The 24336-nt window shown below is 54.0% G+C and carries 12 protein-coding genes; 5 read left to right on the top strand and 7 right to left on the bottom strand.

Annotated elements, in window-relative coordinates:
- Positions 1-52: 52 nt before the first annotated feature.
- The 4 genes from O3299_RS19885 to O3299_RS19870 all read right to left on the bottom strand — a co-directional run bounded on the left by O3299_RS19885 (position 53) and on the right by O3299_RS19870 (position 4940).
- Positions 53-1324, bottom strand: coding sequence for an AAA family ATPase (locus tag O3299_RS19885; protein ID WP_305063050.1), 1272 nt, complete (start codon positions 1322-1324; stop codon positions 53-55).
- Positions 1321-3303, bottom strand: coding sequence for a transposase (locus O3299_RS19880; protein WP_305063049.1), 1983 nt, complete (start codon positions 3301-3303; stop codon positions 1321-1323). The genes O3299_RS19885 and O3299_RS19880 overlap by 4 nt, the downstream gene beginning before the upstream one ends.
- A 221-nt stretch (positions 3304-3524) precedes the next feature.
- Complete coding sequence (locus O3299_RS19875; protein WP_305063048.1) at positions 3525-4424, bottom strand: TnsA endonuclease N-terminal domain-containing protein; 900 nt, start codon at positions 4422-4424, stop codon at positions 3525-3527.
- A gap of 303 nt (positions 4425-4727) precedes the next feature.
- Positions 4728-4940 (bottom strand): DNA-binding protein, encoded by a 213-nt coding sequence (locus tag O3299_RS19870; protein WP_305063047.1) that lies wholly within the window; start codon positions 4938-4940, stop codon positions 4728-4730.
- Positions 4941-5455: 515 nt separating this feature from the next.
- On the opposite strand from O3299_RS19870, the gene O3299_RS19865 reads away from it, so the two are divergent.
- Positions 5456-7789, top strand: coding sequence for a YecA family protein (locus tag O3299_RS19865; protein ID WP_305063046.1), 2334 nt, complete (start codon positions 5456-5458; stop codon positions 7787-7789).
- A gap of 126 nt (positions 7790-7915) precedes the next feature.
- On the opposite strand, the gene O3299_RS19860 is transcribed toward O3299_RS19865, so the two are convergent.
- Complete coding sequence (locus O3299_RS19860; protein ID WP_305063045.1) at positions 7916-15556, bottom strand: CHC2 zinc finger domain-containing protein; 7641 nt, start codon at positions 15554-15556, stop codon at positions 7916-7918.
- 503 nt (positions 15557-16059) lie between these two features.
- Positions 16060-17169, bottom strand: coding sequence for a hypothetical protein (locus tag O3299_RS19855; protein ID WP_305063044.1), 1110 nt, complete (start codon positions 17167-17169; stop codon positions 16060-16062).
- Between the two features lie 883 nt (positions 17170-18052).
- On the opposite strand from O3299_RS19855, the gene O3299_RS19850 reads away from it, so the two are divergent.
- The 4 genes from O3299_RS19850 (at position 18053) to O3299_RS19835 (ending at position 22770) form a co-directional block, all read left to right on the top strand.
- Complete coding sequence (locus O3299_RS19850) at positions 18053-18763, top strand: hypothetical protein (RefSeq protein ID WP_305063043.1); 711 nt, start codon at positions 18053-18055, stop codon at positions 18761-18763.
- Between the two features lie 790 nt (positions 18764-19553).
- The gene (locus O3299_RS19845; RefSeq protein WP_305063042.1) at positions 19554-20333 is read left to right on the top strand and encodes a hypothetical protein; all 780 of its coding nucleotides are present in this window, start codon (positions 19554-19556) and stop codon (positions 20331-20333) included.
- A gap of 53 nt (positions 20334-20386) precedes the next feature.
- Positions 20387-21298, top strand: coding sequence for a hypothetical protein (locus tag O3299_RS19840; protein WP_305063041.1), 912 nt, complete (start codon positions 20387-20389; stop codon positions 21296-21298).
- Positions 21295-22770 carry a hypothetical protein gene (locus O3299_RS19835; RefSeq protein WP_305063040.1) on the top strand — a complete coding sequence of 492 codons (1476 nt, stop codon included), beginning with the start codon at positions 21295-21297 and terminating at the stop codon, positions 22768-22770. Before O3299_RS19840 ends, O3299_RS19835 begins: the two co-directional genes overlap by 4 nt.
- Before the next feature lie 681 nt (positions 22771-23451).
- On the opposite strand, the gene O3299_RS19830 is transcribed toward O3299_RS19835, so the two are convergent.
- The gene (locus O3299_RS19830) at positions 23452-24336 is read right to left on the bottom strand and encodes a methylenetetrahydrofolate reductase (RefSeq protein WP_305063039.1); all 885 of its coding nucleotides are present in this window, start codon (positions 24334-24336) and stop codon (positions 23452-23454) included.

The raw sequence follows: 24336 nt of genomic DNA, 5'->3' as shown, positions 1-24336 counted from the left end.
GTATGAAAATGCTGAATGAGAATTGTGTTGAGCCTGGTGCATAATGCTTGCATTAAGTTCGTCTTACATCGTTCCAAAACGTAGACCAGAATCCGTCTTCCCGAGGCATCAAGTCTTCAAAGTGCCGCATCAGCTTTGTGTCCTGGGACTGCAATGCGGTGATGGCTGGCAGTAGTGGCGATAAGTACGTGTTCGCCGCCTTTTTGAAATCCTCTGGCCTGAGGTCGTCATTCCTCCGGCCGAAGGCGACGCGGTGGGCAGCAATCCATAGTGCTATGATGATCCGTGGAACTCCTGCAGTGAGCTCAATGATGAGTTTCGCAAAGTCCTCCGAATGTGGAATCGGATTCTTCACATATTGGTATCGGCAAAGAGCTGGAAAGAAGAATTCGCGAAATTCCAGATCATCACTTCCCGAAAATTGAGGGAATGCGTGGTAACCCTGAGCCACGAATCGCTGGGTAGTGGCGACACGTTTAGTCATGGCACCGACGCCATCTGGGGTGCCGGAAAACAGTAGTGCAATCTGGGAGGTATTAGTGAAGTTCAGTATCGACTTCAGCAGTGAATCCTCCACGATACTGAGCTCAAGTCCCTGCTCAGAATTTTTTGCAGCACGGCGCCGCTCAAGTGTGGGGATTTTAAAAAAATTCTGAATTTCATCGAGATGAAGGATACCCAAGAAATGAGACGAAGCAACCTGCTTCCACTCATCCAACATCTTCATTCCATCGTTCCGCTTTCTTTGTAGCGTTGCGCTAAAGCGCGAGCTGTTCATGGCCTGATCAAAACTCATCATTAGGTTCGCTGCGAGGTCACCTGATTTCCCGCTTGCTGGGACGTCGGTCGATAAGTACACTAATTGATGCAGCCCCGCCGCCATATGGCGGAAGCGCTCGTGATAAATAACTTGCGTTGGATAGGTAGCAAAACTGCGCAGCACGGCTTGGGTTTTTCCAGTACCAGAAAATCCCGTCACCATAGCCGCGCCCGCCGGCGCGCGAAGTAGTTTATTCGCACCGGCCTCTCCACCTATTGCCCTCCAGGTTTCCGCTGATTCTGGATTCCGATAGCGATAGCTTTGGCGTATCATGAGATCGATTGTCTGGTGTAACCGCGCTCCTTCCTGCGACGGAATGTGCAGGTCACGGAGTGCCATGAGATGGTGTAGACGAATATGCACAGGCATGTCAGCGATGTTGTTTGGTGGGTGATTTGGGAAATACGTTAAGGCCAATAATGTGTCGGGAGGCGAAAGGATAGGGCCGAGTCCCTTAACCAACACATTGTCTGCGTATGGATCGTTTGAATTATGCGAATTCATAAATTCGCGCCTCGGGTGGCTTTGGCAATAACGCCTCGCATCATTTCGACGTAGGCTTCGTCGCATTCGTCATTCGAGGTGTCTGCAGTTGGCGGTTTAGCGCTAGCGTCGTTGCCCTGCTGCTCCATTTTGCGCGTCTCAGAAATAGTAGGCTTTTCACCATCGTAGTTTTCAAGTGCACTTTGCGTTTCCTTCTTCGCACCAGCGACCAGTTTTCTGACGCGTTGAGCCGCCTCGACCTTTAACACAGTGGTCGCGTGTTCGATGTCAGCCTTGCTGGTGTTGCGATACATGAAGGCGTCCAGAACTTCTTCTAGAGTCTGCTCTTTTGATGCCCGTGCCTGCTCAGATAAACGTAGATCTAACAATCCAGTGCTGCCAATATGAGGTGTCCAGATCCGCGATACAGAGCCAGGAAAATGACGGGCTTCGATATTCCAACTACCGTAGTTTCTTGCATATGCCGTCCATTGCGCATCATTGATTACTTCAGACTCATATGTGAGGCCACAGAAGTTGACTCCTGAGCGTGTTACCGCTGCGGTGTTTTGTGGAAGAAGCGTCGTGATCAGATCGGATTGACTAATGGCTTTGCGCGTACCGATTCCCACCTCGTGTCCCCAGCGCCATAAGCCGGCCGGTGACGGAGTTACATTAGCTGCGATCATATGTGGATCAAGCCGTTTAGAACGATCTGCTGTGAGGTTGTATTCGGAAAAAATGATCTGAAGGTACTCGACGTATTCGCGGATTGTGAATACCGCCTCGTGTGGATTGAATCGACGCAGCTCGAATTCTTTTTTGCGAGCATCTATTGCGCCAGGGACCCAGTGGTACTGCTTGTCTTTTTCGATACGATGCAGCACCTCCACTAGTCCCTTGAGATCTGGGCGGTAAGGTGGCGCATAACTCATTAAAACTTTCAACTTCAAGCTCGTCAACTTTGCACCATGAGATAAGTATTCACCGCGATCACACAACAGAACCGCAGGTAGCGTTGGCGCTGGGAAGAGGCTCAGCATTGGCTGGTACTGCCAGAGATCGGCGATCAATAGTGGATCTGCGGCGGCGGAAAATAAGCTGAGTTTTGCCATATCCCAGCTTGGGCCAGCAAGGCAGACGTAAAAGCCAACGACTGCCGTGGACCAGTAGTCCACGATCACGTAAACGACTGGCCGGCCGATGATCCAGGCTCTGTTGATACTGGATCTCAGATATATGTCCCCAATTGTCGAATCTATGGCCCAAGTGTGGCCAGGTCCAGGGACCCTCTTCCAATTCTTTTTCAGCAGGCCCCTGTGACTACGTGCGAAATGCCCGGCCGTCGTGCTCTCCAAAAGTTGCTGTAGACGCGGGACCTCCGTCATCAGAACGCGGCGTACTTGCTCGCGGTTCGGGTACTCACCTTGCGTCAGTTCACCTGGAACGAGAATTCCGTTCTCGTCTTTAAAGCGCGTCACGAACTGCGGGTCAACGATTTTGATATACCGATCTGGGAACTTGGGTTTTGGACATGGGATTTTTTTGTCCGCCATCATAATTCGTGCGCGCCAGTCGCTGCTCATACCTGGTTGAGCCGGGGGGAGATTTTCGCCGGCTGCCATGGCTATGCGTTGCCTATCTGTTTTTCTACCGGCTTTTTGAGGGCCATTCATATCGCATGGTCTAATCTTGCCGGGGGCGCCGCAACGATTGATGCGAGGCTTCAGGCTTTCGGCAGTAAAGCCGAATCTGCACATCAAAGACCATAATTTGTAAACTGTTGGCGCTGCGAGTACGTCAGCATTTACAATTGAATTAACGAGAGCGCCGATATGCGCATCACTCAAGATGTTACTTCGCAGTCGATCGAAATCGAGGAATGGTGCCATAGCGATTACTCGCTTCTCAAACTGCTTTTTACTGGCTTCCGAGAGGTTGATCTGATCCCGCTCAAGTTCTACTGCAACAAGCAACCTATCTTTTTCCAGAGAAAGCAATTCCTCTCGCTCTGCCCAAATCAGGGTCCCCACTAATGGCAGTGGTGGTGGTTTCTTAGAGCGCGTAGACGTTGACTTAGCGCGGCCGCGGCGCGGTGGCTGGTCAGGCGGAGGGGGCGATAATCTCACCAGGCATGTTTTGCTTATGCACGGAAAGTCAAAGACGACCCTGAAGAGCCCTTCCCATGCAGGACTGGCAATTCGGATTAATTGATTGTGCATTAGGAGGCCCACGCTGACCTCCGCGATTCAACAGGATTCAATGCAAAAAACACCGATGGTTCCAACAAGGATAAGAGCAGATGAGGCCGCCAGCCTCGCCGCAAGTCCATCGGCATTAACCCCGACCAAACCGTTTGCCAAAGGGCACGCTGCGCTACATCGATGTCCTGAAATTCCTGGACGAGGATATTCAACGCGCTTGTGAGTGACTTGCCGGAAAGCTTGCGATGATTTGCCGCGACGAACTGGAGTTGATTGTCATCGCATTTTTCATCAAGGGCCCATGCGGACGTGTTCATGAGAGTGTCTACAACGAGTTCTTCGTATAACTCAGGAGTAATGAGGATCCACTCGACCCCTCGTTTCATCCAATATGCGCGTTCTAATGACAGTTTTTCCTTTGTTCGAGGATCGACGATAGCTCCCTTCGGTTTGACTGCAATAGCGAGTAATTGTTTCGCCGTGGGCGTCTTGATTGTTACTAATAGATCAGTTGTCATCACCCAATGTGCGGTGCGGCCATCTCCGCGAACGAGTGGATGTGCTATCTCAAGCTCGTCAGCAATCTCTATGGTTCCGGCAAAGAGCTCAGTTGCGCAATAGCCATCTTTATACGCGCATAGCTCATGTGCAGACGGCTGAGTACTGAGCGGAAATTGATCACGGATGTCGATGACGCCGGTTGCCATTGTGGAGAAGTAGAAAGTTATCCGCTCTAAGGTGCTTAGCAGCTCCATATGTCGCCCGAGCCATACCGGGCAGTGAGAGGTCCCAATGCTTGATGGGTCGCTTCTACTAACCCGGTGCCACGGAACGTAGTTCCCATAGACCCCTTTTCCTCGTCCCAGCTTCTCAAAGCGCTCCAGTAGCGCTGGCGTAAATCGTTTTTGTGTTCGCATGCCGACGCTCCTTTAGCGCACCGGCAAAACGCAGGAAATTTTATTGCTCAACCGAGCTGCAGAACTTGGTTTGTGCCACACAGTTAGCTGGCATCCTAATAAGTACTTTTGATACATAATTTCTCCCTTATTTCGATCGAATGGGCGTGCTGGGGCCTTGCCGGCGCGAGCACTAGACAAAAACGAACAAAAAGGGGATTGACGTGCCGAGGACCGGCGCGTAAATTTCTGTTACGGACAGAAGTTATCAATCCCCAAGCGCTGCTGGTCTGCAAACCGGCGGCGCTTTTCTATTACAGAGTACTAGTCCACCTGTTTCTCCTCCGACTGTTCGACCTCTTGAATTTTGGCCCGTAGCACCATTGCAATCTCATAAGACTTGCCGCGTAAGCACTTGCGACGGCCGCTCAGCACAGCGTAGACAAGAGCCGGACTAAATCCGTTCGCTACCGCCCAATCTGCGACGGTCACACCGGCAATACGAAAGTAATTTTTTGCAGATTGATCAGGGGTCATTGGGTCTGTGGCAAAAGTTGTAACGTGCCGCGCCGGTGGCATTAGAAGGCGCGCCATTTAAATTTTCGTCCAAATTTTCTATGAAAGCAAGTATATTATTCGGACAATAATTGCAACACAAAATAAAATTTAGTTTTTTGTAAAAATCAGTGAGCGTGTCTTACTTTTAGACCAAGACTTTTGATCGATGCCAGACGTGTTTTCCGGCTTAAAATAGGCTGCCACGCAGGGGCTAAGGAGCAGCCCCGCTCGGTAAATGTGCAAGTTATTTGAGGGAAGGGGCAATATGAAAAACCGAGAGCGTAAGAAGCTGATGATGAGGAGAACGGAACGTAGCGGCCAATTTGTTCAAGACATGCTATAGGAATCGCGGAAGCTAAGGCGGGCCAACTCACTCCTTATGTGTAGTATTCACATCCAATCCGCCACTCTTTACCTGAAACGATAAATGCTTTGGCGAGTTGGCCTCTCCGCTGGCGAACACGTGACTTTGTTACCTCAAGGTGAGGCCAACTATGGACAAAAAAAAACGAAAAGAGGCGACCGTTTCCTTGTTAAAAGACATGGAAGCCACTGCCGCCCACATGCGTGAGCTAATTGTCGCAATGCCTCCGCACGACCTGCTCGGCTACATCTACTCCCAGCACACGATGAAAGCAATAGCAGAGCAAAGTGCCTATCAGGAGCAATCCGAATCGCATGGTACGGATGATCTGATCAACGAAAACCAGTTCCTTTTGGAGTACGTGCACGCGGTTCTCGCGTCAGATGTCGCCTCAGCGGACGTCGCATTCGACGAAGCCCAGTGCGCCGAGTTGTATGAATTAGGCAGCAAACTGCGAGAGCAGGCCTTGTTTTTTGCTATGGCCACGTCAGCTGATATCAAAGACGGCGCCTTTGGTCCCAATACGGGCGATATTGAATTCCACGCGAAATCTACTTGGGTCATGCTACGCGGGAACCGCTACCAAGTCTTGGAAGGTGAGTTCTACCGCTACGTCCTGGCGCCTCACGATGATGTTTTGAAAGAAGTGTATGGCGTCGGTGCCATCGATATCGCCGAAGGCTTCCAGTCCATGGCAAACGCCACGCGCTCTGGGCATGCTGACGCTATCTCGGTGATGATGAAGCAATTTGAGGCGTCACAGGCCTTCGCGGCTGCACAGGACAAGCCTTTGGAAGATGTCATGCAGGCGTGGGTTGTTGCCAATGTGGAGCAATCAAAAACCGCCGGGCAGGCAATGGAGGACATGTTTCGGGGCGGTATTGCCAACGTGAGCCGTCACACGAAGCTGCCGCCGACGCTGCTTGCGGACTTGGCGTACCAGCGGGGCGAAGAAACCGAGTTCTTCGCAGCGGGCGATTATGCGGGGACACCCTACCGGACATTGCCTGCCCGGAAAAAACCATTAATCCAGCTTGGATCGGACTACTACGCCGTAGACCCGTGCTTCACCCGCGATGCGGGATATCGTGCACTTCTCTATAACCTCCTTCAGCGAAAACCGGACTACAAGAAGACCTTTGAAAATCGGCAGAAGACGATGAGCGAGGCTGCATTCGCCGACATTCTGGCCGCCCAGCTTTCAGGTGCCACGATTTTCCAGGAGGTGTACTACAAGGACTCTGCTAGCAGGCAGTGGTCGGAAAACGACACCCTCATCCTAGTCGATGACGTACTGTTCCTAGTTGAAGCCAAGGCCGGCGCGGCGGCCACCATCGCGTCGCCAGCACTTGATTTCGGCCGCCACGCCCAGTCCGTACAGGACTTGGTACTTAAGGCCTATAAACAATGTGAGCGCTTCTTCATTTATCTGAATTCGGCGGACGAAGTGCCCCTCTATTACTTGGTGGACGGCAAGTACGAAGAGTGCGGCCGCGTCCGCCGCGCCGACTACCGCGTGATGGTACCGATCGGGCTAACGGTGGAATCGTTCTCGCCCTTTTCCACGTATTGCAAGGAACTGCCGCAGATTGAGCCGCTACTTGGAAAGCATGCCTTCATTTCTCTGTCCATCGACGACCTGTTTGTGCTCAAGCGGCTCCTGCCGACACCAGGCGAGTTCGCTCACTATATGGAGGTGCGGCAGGCTGTGGCGGGGATGCGCCGCTCTAGTTTATTCGATGAGTTCGACCACTTGGGCGCATACCTGAAGAAGAACCGCTTCGATCAGGACATTGCCGACCAACTGAAGGGCGGCAAGACGAGCATGGTCATCTGGAACGGCATGAGCGACGTCGTCGACAAAAGTTTTGAAGGCGAAGACTGGGAAAGCCGGCCATTTCCAGCTCAGGACTTCCCTGAAGAGGTGCTGAAGCTGCTTGGAGCGCTCGACGCCACCCGAGCATCCAGATGGCTTTCAGCGGAAAGCCATCTCCGAGACCTGGGAGAGGAAGGCCGGTGTAATTTGGCCAAGATGCTGAGCGACCTTCGCCAAACCCTGAACCAGCATCCCGCTCGCTACTTTCTTCTGTCTGGGGACGGTGGGCCACTCTTCGTTTGGCTTCAACAATACGACCACCAAATTGACTGGACTAAGGTGAATGACAAGGCCAGCGCAGCTGGATTGGCCGTCAAGGCTTCAAATGTCATCGGGGTCGTGGCAGAGGTTGACGCTCATGGAACATACTACCGGGCGCAGTTTTTCACGGTCAACATACCGACCGCTCAAACGGAAGAAAACGTCCACATTTACGAAGACGCCACGCGAATGTCTCAACCCTCGCGGGCGGTGAATCTCAACCAACCGAAAAATGTCATCCTTCCTGCGAAGATAAAAAAACCGGGGCGGAATGATCTTTGTTCGTGTGGCAGCGGCGTAAAGTACAAGCGGTGTCATGGTCGTTAGTCCAGGTGAAATAGAAAGACCGTCAACCTTTACTTGTCGCTCAAAGACTCTCCATAGCGGAGACGAGATTGTGTGAGTACCCAACCTGACCGGCGGCTTACTCCCGAAGCCACCACTCAAATAAATTTACGTTTTTGTAGAAGCACTTGACAGCCCGCCAATCCACGGTGGAACTCGGATTTTTGGCGGATCATCGCTGGGTCTCCACGTCAGATCCGCGATCAAAAAATCCAGCCAAGCCGGCTCCAGATTCCTCTCACCAGCCTTTGGTGCAGGCTGCTGATGACGGTCCCTGATCCAGGCAAGAATGCGCTCGCGCACGGCACTTGGATCACCAAAAAAGTCCTTGAATATCTCGACTTTCTCTCCGCCTGTCTCCGGACTCAAGATGTTGTTCGTTTTATCGTCGAGCAAATTCTCGAATGCGTTCAAGAATTTGTCGCGGTCGTGCAATAATCCACATGCTTCCGGAAAGACTTCATTCGTCAACATCTCATGCAACCGCTTGCCCCCTTCCACAGTCAATTGGTCGCCCAGCGCATACTCAAGTCCCTTTGCATTCTTTATCTTGTCAATCACTTCTACTATAGGCAGATACGCTACAAGCGACATAGGTTCGGGAAGCAATTGCGGGCGAGGCTTGCCACTAACTACGTGAACAGGATCGATATCTACAACTACTAAGGCTTGATCAGTTGTAGAAAGGGCCCCTTTGCAATCGGGTTGCAGGATTCCCTTGCTCCACCCGTGGTAAGGCGTCAAGAGGCGTACCGTGCCAGCGTGATCAGGTTTCAAGTGGGTGACAGAGTCAATGCCGATAAAGCAGCTGCCTCCGACACCAAGCTTCTTGTTGGCGGCATTGCAAAATACAGTAGCTGTACCCGATGCTAGGACGCTGGCCTGGCCTGCATGCCAATAATCATTGCTGCGGCTTGTACAGGCAGGGACTATCAGCACGGATCGTCTCTCACGATTTCGCTGAGCGGAAGTCAGTAGTTCGCCGAGTGCGAGAATGTCTGCGTTGACAAGCTCTTTAGCTTCTGAAGGATTTCCTCCAAACAATTGCAGCATTTTGGCCAATTCTTGCTCTAACGGTGATCGGTTGGCCGGACTTGTCAGCATGAATAGCTCAGAGCAAATTAATTCCATGCAGTAACGCAGCTTCTGAGGACCATGGATCAAAGTGCCAAGCAGCGGAATCAGCTGGTCCGCTGACCATTCACCCTTCTTCGCGCGACCTCGGATGCCACGTAAGGCCTCCACAATCTTCTCTTCGGTGTACAGTGGTTCCAAAGTCTTGGTATCAGGCCGGAACAATTCATGAGCTGCGACGGCTCGGTATTTCTTGCCGCGCTGCAGTTCAATTACTCCCATATCGCCTTCTAATCCAAACGGCACTTCCAAAGCTTTGTCCGGCTGCCATAACAGGGTCAGTTTCTCCGTCAAGTGATTGCTATTATCGACTTGCTCGAACTGCCGGTACGTGCCCGCCAGCACGGCCAATCCCGGATAATTTCGAAGTTGCTCCTTCAACCACGCGACCGTATCCGGTCTTACCGATACCTCAGGCAAGACTAGAAGTTGCACTTTGAGGTCTCGACACGCCCTCAACGCTTGGCGTAAAAGTGTCCGGCGCCGATGCTCGGGCCATGAGATAACTCGCCGTTCATCTTGCCAACGAAACTCAGAATGCCGCTGGGCCGCCTTGCTCAAGTCCTTGAACTGGCTCTTGTCCTCAAGATGGGCACGGAGTGCTTCTTGAGACGCCTTGGCTAAAGGCAAACCACCTAACCCGACTTCGGCTATTGGATGACTGTAACTTTCCTCGACGCGACATTGGAATAACGCGACCCGAAAGTGGGAGCTTATACGTGCTTCCTGGTCGTGGCTAGTCTCGCCTCCAAGACGATTTTTCCACGACTCACTTTGCCATTCTCCCAACCTATCGAGAAGCGGCACGGTTGAAGTTTCGTGATTCGACTTACTAGCTTTCTGGGATAAATCGATCTCTTCTTGAGTATTCAGTGGTATCGGCGAATCGCCAGCTGCACGATCCATATGCATCGACGAATCGTTTCCACCTGTTGAATGCATTGATTCGGTCGTGCCTTCTTCCACACCATCCGTCGTGCCAGATCTAGACTGGGGCGAACCTTCATTGGGTATTGCATCATTTTGCTGAGTGGCTGGAAGCTGCTCCGCTATGGGCTTTAGTTGAGAATCCGCCAGTGCTTCAGGGTTTTCGGCTACTTGATCTATCACCGACGGAAAATCTTGCTGGCGAACTGGCTGCAAGGAAACCGCCTCGTCCATTGGAATTACTTCGACTGCCACCGGTTGAGATGGCAGCCATTTCCCCAGCTTGTTGTCTAGTGTATGCACGGCCAGCAGATCATTGTCAGCAATACGGCGTGTCTCAGTCCAGACTTTGAATATCCGGTTGCCGTCAAACGGACGGTGCTCTTCCAGCGAGTTGGCGTAAAGACTGGTGTATTGCGGCTTGGTCATTTGCCAGCCCGCTCCAACAGCATCCCTAAACTCGTTGGTGTCCCGGCTACGACCAAACGTCCTTCCTTGAACGCACACCACGCGCATACCCCGCTTCTGATCGAGGTCGCACATCGCCGATGGCAGCGCTTGCATCAAGTCCTCGCATTGCTGCAGCGTAAATCTAGGCAAAGCGTCGAATGGCCAAGGCTCATTCGCTGGGTCAGAGTCATCGGCGCTGGCAGGGGTGGTTTGCCAAGCACTGAGGATTTTGTAGAGCGCTTCCAACGACGGAAGATCGAAAGCCTGTGCAAAGCTGGTATTCAACAGACCTATCAAGGCCAACATCCATTTCCAGGGACTGGCCTTGCTCAGTTCCGGCCAATTACCATCGAACAACAGTTTCCGCATGGCCTTGTAATCGCCCTCAGGGTCCAGGCGCGCCATATCGGGCATTGCCCATTTCGCCGGCAGGCTCAGGTTTTCTTCCATGCGGCGCGATCCGAGATCAGCAGCGTATCCCCAAAGCGCTGCCACGCTGCCGCGCAGGCCTACACCGACGGCCGCCAACGCCAGCGCCATGCGCAGTGATGATGCCGTCCTGTCTATATCAGTTTCCGCCGATATTGGATATAACGCTCGGTACAGCGCCAACATCAGTGCCAAATCTGGGCGCAATTCGCTTGATTGGCTCGTTGGGCGCCGCAACTCAAGTCCCTCTAGAGCCCATAATGGCAGTCGGTTCAACGCATCTGGGAGCGTGCGATGCAGAACGTGTCGCAGGTCGTCCCCGCTGCGCGCTTGCATCCGCATGGCCATGGCCCGGGTCTCGGTTTCCACCAGAATTGCATGGCGCACCTGCGCGTCCAACCCTTTGTCTGCTGGGAAGTCCAGCAACAATTTCAATGCCCGCTTTACGGTTCCTGGCAACGAAAAGGCCTTGTCGCTTATAACTGAGGTGGGAGCCCCGGACAGGTAGCTACCCTGCAGCTTGCGCAGTTGCTGTCGCAGCACATATCCTTCCAGTGCATGCTTGGCATGCGCTTCGTCATCAAACCTTTCGCTTTCGTCGAGTAGCTCGTCGCGCGCTCCGGTTTCACCCGCCATATCAGCCGCCACACCTAGTATATCGGCGACAGCCCAACCTACACGCCAAAGATCTGCATCAGCCAGTGGCACGTTCTCCGACTGAACTCTTTCATCTCGGTCGTGGTACCAAGCGCTTACGCCCAACAGATTGCGCGGAACGGGGTCTGCTACCAGATGGAGCGTCGTCTGATCTCCCTCGCCTTCTCGGAACAACTGAGGCAAGAACGGGACATAGGTCGTTTCCCCTTTCTCGTCCCCTTGCACTTGGTGCATGGAGAGCAGCGCTAGGAACAGGTGTGCCGCTTGATGGGTTCGGGCTTCTGCACCCGTTGTTCCCACTGCAGTTACCTCGTTCCATGCCTGAGGTGTAAGGCTCCTGCCCCAGGAAACCGTAGAGGCAATGGTTCCTATCAACTCGAAGCTGACTTGCGTTGTCTCAGTGCCGCCTGACGGCCCCGCAAACAGTGCAGCATGTACGAATTGAGACGCTACTTCATGGCTGTCTTGAGTCGCCTGGCGCAGCGCGCAACGGTACAGATACCTGCCGTCAGTTCCAGGTTTTGCGTCGATCTCATAAAACGCGGCGTTTTGGTGACTGAGGACAGGCAGGTGCGAAATCAGCCTGCGCTCCTGGTCACTGCCGAGGTTCGAAAGCAGCCCTCGGAATTTGGACAATACGTTCAGTCGCTCTTGGGGAGGTGCGCTTCTCACGACGAAGTCGATAGCCAGACCGGCTTCGGCACAAGCGCTTACATCACTATCGTGCTTCCTCAACTGCTCAATGACGCCATGCGCGAGTCCTAGCTCATCATATGAAACAAGTTCGCGGTCTTGAAGTGCAGCCAACGGTCGATCACCCTCCGGGCTCATCAAAACCGTACCTGCCAGACACAGCCACTCGATGTCAGTCACACTACGTTCGCTTTGCGGCGTCAAAACAGGGGGCACCGGCCCCTCGCCAGCCAAACGCCGAGCTTTACGGGCTATTAGCCGCGCCCGCCGTGCTACGTGGTCACGGTTCGTAGCCGGTCTTACGCTTCGAAAAAAGTCGTCCTTGCAAACCAAGCGTGCCAGAGCGATACGGTGGTTCCGGTTCTTGTCAACTTCAGCCAGGAACTGACCGTTCGCCTGCCAAGGGTTGGGATCTAGCAGCCTGTCTAGACCTTCGACCGCAAAGAGCATGTCGTAGCCACACTTCGCAAAAGCTGCAGCCCAGTCGTGGTTCTCACACACGTCGTCCCAAAGCGTTCGGAAGGATGCCCAAGCGGACTCGGGATCGGCCGGTTGGCGCACTGCCGCCACATACCACCATAGCCACCGCGCACAGAGGCCCAAGTCATTGGCTCGCAGATCGGGCGCGGTCATTGCCGCTTTCACGTGATTGGCAATGTCCTCAGGTCGCTCCATGAGCGCTGGGTCTCGCAACATCTGAAGGGCACACTGACGATCAACTTTGGGCAGGTCGTCGCCGAGACTCCAGTCAGCCTCGCCGTCACCGACAATGGGGTGGGCCCAAGCCGGTACAGACGCTGCTAAGCCACGGCCGTCGTTGAGCTGACGCATCACTTGGATGGGCGTCCCTGAGCGGACACGTTCACCCTTGTGAATCAATGCGATGGAACGCTCAGCGGCCTTCGCTTGCAGCACTTCGCGCAACTCCTTCAGCAGTTCCTCGCTATCGGCGAATAGCACCACATCGTCCACGTAGCGCGCGTAGCCAGCGCGCGGGCGTCGCTTGCCGTCGGAGCCGGCTTCTTCGGAGCGCGTTCGGCGGATGAACTTGCGAGCTGCATGGTCCACAGGAAATAGCGCAATGGTGCCAATGTAGGCTGACAGCACCGGTCCCTGAGGAATGCCGACTGTCTCTTTGCTCTGTCGGGTTCGCTCCACTATCTCGGGATCGTGGTATTCGTAACCAAAAATGAGTCCGGTCAGAAGGCGCTCAAGTGCTCCATCCAGTTCAGGCGAATCGGCCGGTAGGCCGAACATGCTCTTGAAGCCTTCCGGATTGTGGTCGCGCAATGCGGCTGACAGCGGCTTGAGTAACTCATCTCTAACTACGTAGCGCTGGATGGAATCATAGTAGCGCTTGGCGTCCAGGCGCAGTACATGCACCCGGGGGCCGATGGCGTGGCACTGATGCGCCAAGCTCGTCATGAAGTCACGCCAGCATTGACCGAACGGCCGGAACATTCCCTGGTCTGTTGGGATCCTATCGCCCTCCAGAACGTCCATGTCGATCTGGTAGCCGAAGCTTAAGGTCTTAGGCTCATCCAATTCAAGATCGGGCTCGTTGAGCTCTTCATAAGTGCCCGTAACTACCACTTCCTGCCGAGATGCGTACCAGCGCACGGCGGGAATGCACGCTGAGAACGTCTGGCCTCCCGCGGTTAAGCGATCGTGTCGTAAGGTGAGCAACTCGTTGAGAAGCAGCTGCTGCGCATGCAGGTCTGCCGGGTGAGGCATCACCTTTAGACGTGGATCGTCCAGTACGTTCTTGTCCCCAGTGAGCTTGCGTGGCAGATGCACTGCATCGAAGGGTGCTGCCTGGTGCCATGAATTTTTCTGAAGAGTGGCCTCCAAGCGGTGCAACGCTGTTTGATCGAACAGGTACTCATTGCTATTTAAAGTTTGCCAAGCCTCCTCATCGCAAGGTAGTTCGCCGCGCCGCGCGCCGTGATAGGCAAGCCTTCTGGCCAATGCTGCGCGCGGAAGGACATCGTCGAGGTACAAGCTGCGTTGCATGGGCGGCTTGGCTTCATTGGATACTGCCAGCATCCCATGAAGTTGCTGCGCCCATGGCAACTGGCTGTCGCGAAGCCTTGTCGCAGGCACTTCCGGCAAGCGGTGGCCGTAGAGCCTCTTAACGGTAAGAGCAGTTCTAAATAAAGCCCTTTCGCGGCTGGTCGTAGCCAACTGATTCCAGCGGGATGCTTGAAGCTCTGATGCGTCTTGACTTCCCAGTTCAGCTGCAAGAAGCAGCCCTTCGGCAGGCAGCTCGAAGCTCCGCAACCAAGCGGTGGCTTGCTCGGACGAGGCCAAGCTGCGCAGACTGGTGTCGGGGTCTTTTCCCACGCCCGGATCAGTTCGCCAGGGCAGACCTACCCAACGTAGATCCACGCCTTGGAGGTCAAGCAGTCTCCGCACCAAGCGACCGGCACCACCGAAACCGGCAGAGTCGCTGTCTAAAAAAACGCTGTACACCAATTCGCCTTTACCGGGCGCGTTCTCTGCTAGCGCTTTCAGCAGACCAAGTTGTTGATTACTCAGGCTGGTCCCCATCAGCGCCACTGCGGGTTGGCCCAGTGCCAGAAGTCGTAGCGCATCCAGAAAGCCCTCAACCAGATAAAGCGTGGCCTGTTGGTTGTTCTTCAATGCTTCTTTGACTGCCTTGAATGCATCTGTCGCGTTGAATAGATGACTGCTCTTATCGAAGCCCGCCGTTAGCAGGTATTTCGCCACACCTTCTTGGGGCACATTTTGTAGTGCGCGCCCCGCAAAGCCGCCTACTTTGGGCTTATTGGCATCGGAGCTACGAATGGGGATGATCACGCGTCCATCATGAAAGCAGTCTTGAAACTGGTCGAGCAAATCAAGCTTCCATTGGCTGGAAGAGGATCGGGAACGCAAGCGTTTGATCAGCCCAAGGTTCTCCAGCCCATCAAGCAGCTCGATACGTTCGCCTACATCCTTGCCCTGCAAGGCCTCAACCAAGACACTGCGCGTGATGCAACGCAGCCCTTGGCGGTAGAGAAATCCGTCATTGAAATCACGTTCAAAGCACCAAGACTTGAATCGCTCGGCGTCGTGTTGCGCATCAAAAGTGCGTAGTGCAAAGTCCAGTGCGGTTTCACTGCTAGCTTTTCGCTCATCCTGTCGCCCTGACCTCAGGCGCAAAGGCTTGGCACCGAATTGCTGGGCCAGCCACGCTACCGCCGGCAGGAATTCCAGTCCCTCAACCTGCTTGACTAGGTCAATGGCAGTACCATGGGTACCACAAGCAAAGCAATGAAAGTGCGCGGGAGAAGTGCCATCAGCTCGATACAAAGTCAGCGATGGCCGTGTGTCTTGGTGAAACGGGCAAAGTACCAGAGTCTGCGAGCCGCGTCGCTCAGTGTCTATACCGAGTCGTCTTACTACGTCCTCCAATGGAGCCTTGGTCAGCAGGTCACTGATATCGTATCGATCCACGTATTTCCTAGATTTTTTTCGAGCTTGTGTTTTGGAGGGGAAGTTTCAAAAAATTTTGAGCGTCGATATGGCCTAATTTGGCCGTTAACCATAGAGCATAACATCTAGCCGATCTAGAAAATACGCGAAATCTCACCAGCAAAAGTGGAGGCGCCTGGCTGCAACATCTGAGAAGGCGGCGACGTCAAAAGGAACACTCCAGCGGTTTCCCCCTCACTCGGATAAGCGTGGTCTTCAAACTTGCTCAGACCCTTGGCGTCCCTGCATCCAAAATTATTTCGCTGGTCGAGAAAAAGCTGCAGGAAGGGGCCTAGGGAACTGCTGATTTATTCGGGTTTTCACTTGAACATCAAAGGTAAGTCTTTGATTTTTAAAGCTGAAAAATTCCAGAAATTGATTTAATCAGCGCTTCCCTAGCTGTCGGTCGCCAAGGCGTTATCGAACACACCTATCCCGATGATGCTTGCTGGCTCTTTCATCTATATTAGATTTCGATGCACCTGTTATGGACGGTAAGCGAGGATTTCCCGTTCTCCCTGATCAATCAACTCTCCAACATAGTCCCGTCCCTTGTACGGCTCCCACCAATCCGATGGGCGATTTCGATTTAAGTAACCATGCAAAGTATCTGCAACCCGCTTAGCATTCTTGTCAGGCCACCAGCGTTTAAGCGATGAGGCGAGGCCTTCAGATGGAGAATCATCGGGATTCTCTTCGACCACCAATCGCGCGATCGTACGTAGCCCTTCATCCAACGTAGTGAAGATGAACTGAGTATTTCCTTCGATTGGCGCTTCATTGATACGTTTAACAAAATCGCTTATGTGAGTGATATCCCACGCAGCATTTCTTATTCCAGCGAGGGCCTTTTCTCGATTGGTTGATCGTAGGCTCTTTAGCAGACCCTGTCGTGGCGGATTGAGAGGGGCGAAATAAACGCATGCAAGTATCGCTGCTGGTCCGGCCATTATGAAATCTGAATGCATCCATTGAAACAGTGCGAGCGCTCGATCAACAGGTGAAAGTCCCTGCGTGAGCTCAAGCTTAGCAATCTTCAGCAACACAGCGTAATTACGTCGCCACCGGCTTAAGGGTTTAGCTAGGTCAATAGGGCCAACGGAATTTGGAACGGGGATCCCAACAGTGCGAACCTGATCAGCTAACCCAAGTGCCACGTCGACCCATTCTTGAGGTTTACCGTTATCAGCAACCCGGAACCATGCAAGCTCATCATGTGCCGCAGTGTTACCCTGATTAGGGGCTAGTTCATGGAACGCAATAGATGGTTCAATTGTGATGTCTAGGCATTGCGAAAATGCCAATATCGCTGCACACGTTTTTCGTTGTGCGCTATCGGTGCCATTTAGCTGCTCTCCCTTGGCCGCCTGGGCCAACCTGGACACAATGTTCCGGTCCGGCAGCAAGATGGTTTCGAAACTATCGACCCAAGCGCGATGGATAAACCCATCGACCTCGTATAAACCTACTTCTGGCGGTATATAGCCGGGAACAAAAATATCCGCTTCCTCAAGTAGAGTCGCGATTTCACGCAATTGCGAGTAAGGAAATTCCGGGGGGAGCACAAGGAGTGTCTCCAAATTGTCTTCTTGCATGCTTGCTGGACCGATTCTCGTGATTTTCCCGAAAGTCTCCTATTGACCTTCTGCTCAGGCTGCCTCGGAACTTTTGGTGGTGTTTGATTACAATATATAGTGTGACACCGCTCATGCCTCTTAGGCAACCTCTTGGCTGAATCGCCATGAGTTTGCTACCTGATGTTCATGGTTCAGTACGGCAATCACGTTAATCAGATCGCGCTACCGATGCCAAAGGAAGATGGCATGGGCCAGGACCCAGTACAAACGTCCTTTACGACACTGGCGTCTATTTCTCGTTTTCGGGCAGAAGAAAACAGCCTACGACGAACGAGACGCGAATCGTCGGCGGCAGACTGGTCAACGACTACGGGTTTTGTTCTGAGGATATGGTGCCGACTAATTTTGAACTACGTGGCCGTGGTGGGGTAGACGCTTTCATGGCAAGGGTTAGGCTGCGTGAAGCTGCATTGATCCGCTGGATGCAAGCATATCTCGGCACGGCCGGATAGAGGAAAATGCCCACAGTTGTGACCGAAGCCAGCCACGAGCTGGCTTCGGGGTAGGGAAAGTCGGCGTGGTGCTGACCAATGACGAAAAGGGTGGTTGCGAACTTGAGTAGAATCATCCGATTCTGGACGTATTATTGATAGGAAGCGACATGGCAACCAGCAACAATCTCGACGGAAGCAAAGTAAGTTTCCGGAAGTCGGGAGGTGACATATATTTCTCCATTAAGGGCGACAATCGGGAATACCTTATTGACCTCGGTAGTGAGGCAAGGGTTGTGACACACGGCGCAGATCTATACGAGTTGATTTGGGCGATCGAGCGTGCCTGGCGCAAGGAAATCGCGCCTAGTGGCGCCCGAAAGTCCGGCCGGTAGCCGGCAAGGAATATTATGTTTTACCTGAACGCCGATCAACCTTCACATCTTGGAGGCCCAAACCCCACTATGAGCGGCTGGCTTTATTTAGCTTACGATTATCATCGTCTCGGACAGACGAAAATCGGCACGACAACACGGAGCGTTTTCTCTAGAGTTAGACAAACGACGACAAATCCTTATTACGTGCTATTTGCGGCGTTCCATATGCCCGAAATGAGTCGAGCCGAATTGCGTGATGTTGAAAAATATCTTGCTTGGAAGTCACGCATCGTGAGCATACACTTCCCCGATGGACACGAATCAGAATTTCTCGATACGTCACCCGATGATATGTTGCGCCACATTCTGGAGAGATTGCCGAATAGAGTAAGCATTGTTAGCGACGGCGAATTCGATTATACAGACAGAATTTACCTACCATCGGTTAATCCGTACGCTCTAGATCTAAGAAAAGCAGAACTTGACCTTTATATGCGTTTCGCAGCTCCGGATATGTATCTTGAAGAGTTACGATCCAATTATCGGTATTGGCCGGAACGACCAAATTTCGTCGATGAGGTGCTGGCCTATTCTGGCAAAAATCCGTATGCGATAACTGGGCCTAAATTATTGCAAGATAGATTAGATTATGACATGGTTAGATTGGACACTACATCGAGGCTTGCATCGAGCGCTCTCGCTGAAGGCACTCATGCGTGCGCGCGAAATGAGCGGACGGGCTAAGGTTGTCAGGTGGTCGTGCCGCTAGCTGACGGGCTCCGCGAGGCTCAATATGCCATCGACACGGCTCTTGGCCGAAAATAAAGGAAAATATCGTGATAGAAGTTCCTGACCAATATCGAAAGTAGTACCTGGAAGGCGAGAAGGCAGCGTTCGGCGCGGAACCGCACTCATGCCGATATGCGGTTGGATCGGAAGAGGCGTATTGGTGGAATCGCGGCTACGAGGTCGGTGAAGATTTGAACGAAGAACTGGCGCAATAACGCCCAAGGAAAACACCATGCTAACCGTCGAACATAGAACCCGTATGAAGCAGCTTGCTGTTACGTTGGAGTAGAAACTTGAACAGCGGAAAAGAAACCTGAATGGGATAGCTGGTCTTTTTAATAAAAAATTGAAAATGCAGCTGGGACTTTCGTTGCAGGTGGCCGGCGACAACGGCATGTCGGCGCCGGCCACGACATTTTCTTACCGGCAACATGCTATGCTGGCACGACAGGCCTAGAACGGCCACCAGAAGCCATTCACGCAATACAAATAAGATGCCGCGCATGCGTTCAACAACTACCATCTAGATTTTATGGACAACCCTACTGGGAATCGAGCGCTTACCTATGTAATCTCGCTCCCTCAGGGAGAGATCGAGGCGGTTTCTGAAACCTATATTGGTCTCTCACTGCGTGGCGAGGAAAGCGTTGTTGTAGTTCTTGCTCAGCGGGTATTGCGCAATCAAGCATTCAACCCGGACGCGCTAAAGCGCGCCGATTAACTTAATCACGTTAGGACTCAGTAGATGGCGGCCAAGAGCAAACGGACCACGTACGAAGAAATTTACCGGCGCCACATTCGGCTGTACCGGGAGCTCAATGATTTACACATCTTCGCAACCCGGACCTCTCCGCTGCTCAAGGCAGCCGCGGACGAACACAAGGGTGAGTTCATAGATCCCGACGAGGACATTGAGTTGTCCGTTCCAGGAAAACACGGTCGTCCCGGAATCGCACGTCGCAACTCAACGGAGCTTAGCGCGCTGCTAAAACGCTTTGCGAATGAGGAGCTCTACGCGAACCTACTGGTGACCGCTGTATCGCGATTCGAGTTTTACCTTGCAGATGTTCTTGGCGAGTTCCTGCGTAGAGACCCAGAAAAGCTATTGAGAGGTCCTAAGGGCGGGGACTCTGGGAGGCCGGTGCCATTGCAAATGGTCGTGGACGCTGATGACCTTGAAGATCTGTATGAGGGGCTGATTGAGCAGCGGATTCAATCGATCTTCTATGCGGAACCCAAGGAATACTGCGCGTACTTCAACACGATTTCGGAGCTGGAGATTCCCGAAAAATCGTTTGAGCAGTTCTTCGAGATTAAGGCGACGAGAGATCTTATAGTGCACAACTCGTTGCTTGTGAATGAGCTATATAGAAAAAAGGCGGGGGCGCTTGCGCGCGGTGAGCTGGGCGACCGCCTAAAAGTCAAAGAGGATTATTTTGAAACGTGCTTGAGCGCTATGAAGAAGCTGTCCGGAACGATCGAGAAGCGAACACAAGAGAAGCACGGAAAGAAAGGGAAACCGTGAAGTTCAGGGACGTGAGCTCTATCCATTTTGATCTTCATGATTGAAAAAGAACAATGCTGAATTCCGACGAAGCCAAGGCCCAGCAAAAAAAGTTGCGAGCCGCTCTTGAACAATTTCGCGAGGCCATCATTACCCTCGGCAGTTCTTCTGACACGCTGCACATGGCGCGGTCGGTAAACGCAGTGACTGCAATCACGGCAGTAGATGAGGTCGTCAATTCTCTGGCGGATGCTCCACAGTTTTTCTCCAAAGCCATCCGGAAGTTCTGGTCGCAAGAATCCAAGATGCGAGCGAATTCGGTCTACGACGAGGCGCTCAAGAAGGCAGCGAAGGCTGACGATGACTCGCTCGCCACGCTGTTGGGCATCAGCACCTCTGCTCTGTATGGCGCGCTGCTATCGGAGGCGCTGCTTTCTGCGTTGGGGGTGAGTACGGTCAAGAGCCTTGCACTTACGCTGGCCCGTCCCGCGCTGTCGATGGGCATCTCGTCGGCCGTGGCTGCGTCTCTGGCCGGTACGCTGGGCTCTGGGCTTGCTGCGCGAGCCGTGATGGCGCCAACGACGGCTATTCCTGTCGTCGGCCAAGTCATTGGCCTGGGCCTGTTGGCGTATTCGGCCTGGTCGCTCTATAACACCTCCCAAAAGAACGCCAAGATTGCGGAGGACGCTGCATCGGCTTGTGCCGAAGTCAGTGAGTACACTGCCAAGCTGACGTTGCAAGGCCAGTATGTGGTGCACCTGCAAGAGCAGACTTCGGAAGTTATCAAGGCCATCAACAAGGATCTCAGGAAGCTGCTGCGTAAGAACGAGGCGACGAACTACCGGATGATGGCCGAGGAAAACCAAGATTTGCTGGCGGGCATCATCAACAACGTGCTGACGCTGTCGGCGCTGATGACCAAGACGGCTGACGACGCTATCGCAGAGGCCGCCGGAGAAGCCGAGCGAGAGGCTGCGGAGGCATGAGCAAAACCAAGACGAAAGGCTCTTCTGTAGTCGACCAGGTTATCGGCGCTGGCGTCGATGCTGTCAACGCTCGGCGCATCGCCGACGAGCTGGCAGCGCTCGCTCGCCAGGACGCCTGTATGGCAGACGCTATGGGGCATGTGCAGAAGGTCTACGACTTTCTGGGCGACCCGTCGAAAATCATCGGCAGCGACAAGACCAAGCACGGCGAGATTGCCGAGGCGATTGAGGTGCACATCACCAACGCTGAGGACGCTCTTGCCGGAAACAAGCCGTCCGCGACCCTGGACCTGGAAAAAGGTCGCATTGACAAGACCGACTATCGGATAGGCGACACCGATTACCAATCGAAGTTCATCAACGGCGTCCGCAAGGGGCTGGGCCACATCGACGAGCACCGAGCGAAATATCCGGACTTTGTGGCCAACGGCGGCAAGTACGCGGTTCCGAAGGACCAGTTTGAGATTTTGAAGCGCATCGCCACCGGCGAAACCAAGATTGAGGGGCTGAGCGACACGAAGGTGCGAAACCTCGCCGCTCACATTAAGGAAATCGAGGCGCAAACCGGGAAGTCGTTCGAAGAGGTGGTTACCACCTCTCGCTCGACCTACGCCGAAGTTCAGCAGGGCAAGGCCCAGGAAACGACCGATGGCCACGAGGAGCGCCTGAAGAAGGATAACGAGGAGCGCAAGGATGACATCCGTACCGAGCACCAAGCCAGTTGGAGCGAGGGGCTGAAGGTAGCTGGCTCGGCCGCAGCCATCGCCGGCGGGGTCAGCTTCGTCACCCAGGCCTGGAACTTCCACAAGGAAGGCCGGAACATTTTCAAGGGCGAGCTGACCAAGGCCGACTGGAAGAAGATGGGGGTCGAGGTTGGCTCCAACGCGGGTATCGCAGCGGTTACCGCCGGCGGCATCTACGTGCTGACCAACTGTGCCGACATGGCGGCCCCGCTGGCGGCTGCCCTCGCGTCGGCTGCCAAGGGCGTTGGCTCCCTTGTCATCGACTACCTTGAGGGTAAAATGACGCTGACCCAGCTCTTAGAGAGCGGCCTGTACGTCTGCGGTGAAACTGCGGTCGTAAGCTTGGCTTCCATGGCTGGCCAAACGCTTATCCCGATTCCTGTCGTAGGCGCCATGATTGGGTCCCTGGCCGGCAAGGTTCTTTATCAGCTGGCTGGCAACGTCATCAAGGACCTCAAGCCCAAGGTTGCAGAAATTGAGACGCAGCTGCAGAAGGTCATCGCGCGCTACGAGGTGGCCCAGCAGATTCTGGCGAGACGCTACCGGCGGCTGAACGACCTGATGAAGCTGTCGTTCGACCGAGAAGCCAACCTGCACATGGTCGAGCTGAGCGCCCAGCTGGCGGTGGCCGTTGGCGTCCGCGAAGAACTTGTTCTCAAGAACCGTGGTGACTTCCATGCGTTCATGCAAGGAAAGCATGCGCTCAACCGACTGACGACCGTCGGTTGACGGCAACTACAAAGAAGAAGCTGTAGGACTATATCGCTATAGAGGCTTCCTGGATTTGCTGTTGCGGGGTAGCCTTCTCAGAGGCAGACTCTACATCCTGCATTACTAATTTCGGGGAGCAGGTCACCAGGTCGCGCCAATGCGCAGTGAACAATATTAGACACGGGCGAATCCGGCAAAGTGATTTTAAGCGGCGCGGCGCGGGGGCATGAAGCCGGCCGCTTCTTTGCTTAGGTGGGGAAGTTGGTTGCGCCGAGGGCGATATCGGAGATCCGAAAGTTTGTGTCAAACTTTATTGTTGCAAGAACGCTGCTCTACTTTGTAGTTGCGTAGTTTGTGTCAAACTTTGTTTCGATGCACAGTGGTCCCTGCCGAGGACGATCGCCAGTTGCTGGCCGTCTCCCAGGATGCCGATGTAGATACGGAGGACAGAATCGAACTCGGAGCCCGGCTGCTCAATCAACTTCTTGCCGCCGGCCTATAAAGACGGCGGGCAATAGGTGATTGAATTTACGACTTTATTGTACAAATTCCCAAAAAATTGAAGCTTGCTGAGGTATCAATTTACGACTTTAGCAAGCTCACGCGTCAGGGCAGTACCGAGTCTTTCCCCTGACTAATTTATGACTATATTTGGCGAGAATAGTCGCCGGCGGCGCGCTGCCGCTGGCGAGGCGCTCGTCAGCCAGGGGCCGGGTTGGCGCGGGAACGGTACTGCTCGATCCACTTCACGGACTGTGCAATGCCGCCGAAGGGAAAGAAATGCAGGCTGACCTCGCCGTGTGCCGCTGTCAGCCCGGCGGCCAGGCGCTCGACAAACAGGTCCGGCCCCGCCGTGCCGAACAGCTTGCCGATGGACACGCCGTACTTGGACCACATCGAGGCGCATGCACTGACGCCGCACAATGCGGCATAGCGGGCCAGCACCGCGATGCTGGCGGGACCCGGCACGCCCACGCGCACGGGATGCTCTATGCCCCGCTCGCGCAGCGCTTTGAGCCACGTCAACACGATATCGGCATCAAACGCAAACTGCGTGACGATCAAGGGCGTCATGCCGCGCTGCGCGATGCTGCGGCACTTGCGTTCGAGCACATCCCACTGCTCTGCCTTGCTCATGACCGGATGGCCTTCCGGATGACCACCCACGCCGATCACCTGCATGCCTGCGCGCTCGAACACGCCTGTGTCGATCAGCGCGGCACTGTCGGAAAACGGCCCCATCGCGGTGGATGGATCGCCGGCGATCACGAAGCAGCGCTCGACGCCTGCTTCGGCGACGGCGCGCTGGATGAATGACTCAAATTCGGCGAACGAGGCAATACGGCGGGCGGACAAGTGCGGCATGGGTTCGAAGCCGAGCGTGCGCACGGTGCGGGCCGCGGCCAGCCGCGCGGCGTTGTCCTCGCGCGGCAGGTAGGGAATGGCAATGGTGGATGCGGGCGCTATCCGCGGCGCCGCCGCGCTCAACGCCGGCATGTCCCTGGCACTGACTTCCAGGGAATAGGCGTGCGCGATGTGGCCAGCGGACCCGAGCTGAGCGGGAGGCATCAAGAGATGACCCAT

Origin of the sequence: Janthinobacterium sp. SUN176 (assembly GCF_030587335.1) — a bacterium.
Classification (GTDB): Bacteria; Pseudomonadota; Gammaproteobacteria; order Burkholderiales; family Burkholderiaceae_D; genus Janthinobacterium; species Janthinobacterium kumbetense.
This window is presented reverse-complemented; position numbering and strand designations above follow the sequence as displayed.

Excerpts from the sequence above, each read along its gene's own strand:
- O3299_RS19885 (WP_305063050.1), bottom strand. The coding sequence starts at position 1,324 with ATGAATTCGCATAATTCAAACGATCCATACGCAGACAATGTGTTGGTT.
- O3299_RS19875 (WP_305063048.1), bottom strand. The coding sequence starts at position 4,424 with ATGCGAACACAAAAACGATTTACGCCAGCGCTACTGGAGCGCTTTGAG.
- O3299_RS19870 (WP_305063047.1), bottom strand. The coding sequence starts at position 4,940 with ATGACCCCTGATCAATCTGCAAAAAATTACTTTCGTATTGCCGGTGTG.
- O3299_RS19865 (WP_305063046.1), top strand. The coding sequence starts at position 5,456 with ATGGACAAAAAAAAACGAAAAGAGGCGACCGTTTCCTTGTTAAAAGAC.
- O3299_RS19855 (WP_305063044.1), bottom strand. The coding sequence starts at position 17,169 with ATGCAAGAAGACAATTTGGAGACACTCCTTGTGCTCCCCCCGGAATTT.
- O3299_RS19850 (WP_305063043.1), top strand. The coding sequence starts at position 18,053 with ATGTTTTACCTGAACGCCGATCAACCTTCACATCTTGGAGGCCCAAAC.
- O3299_RS19845 (WP_305063042.1), top strand. The coding sequence starts at position 19,554 with ATGGCGGCCAAGAGCAAACGGACCACGTACGAAGAAATTTACCGGCGC.
- O3299_RS19840 (WP_305063041.1), top strand. The coding sequence starts at position 20,387 with ATGCTGAATTCCGACGAAGCCAAGGCCCAGCAAAAAAAGTTGCGAGCC.
- O3299_RS19835 (WP_305063040.1), top strand. The coding sequence starts at position 21,295 with ATGAGCAAAACCAAGACGAAAGGCTCTTCTGTAGTCGACCAGGTTATC.
- O3299_RS19830 (WP_305063039.1), bottom strand. The coding sequence starts at position 24,336 with ATGGGTCATCTCTTGATGCCTCCCGCTCAGCTCGGGTCCGCTGGCCAC.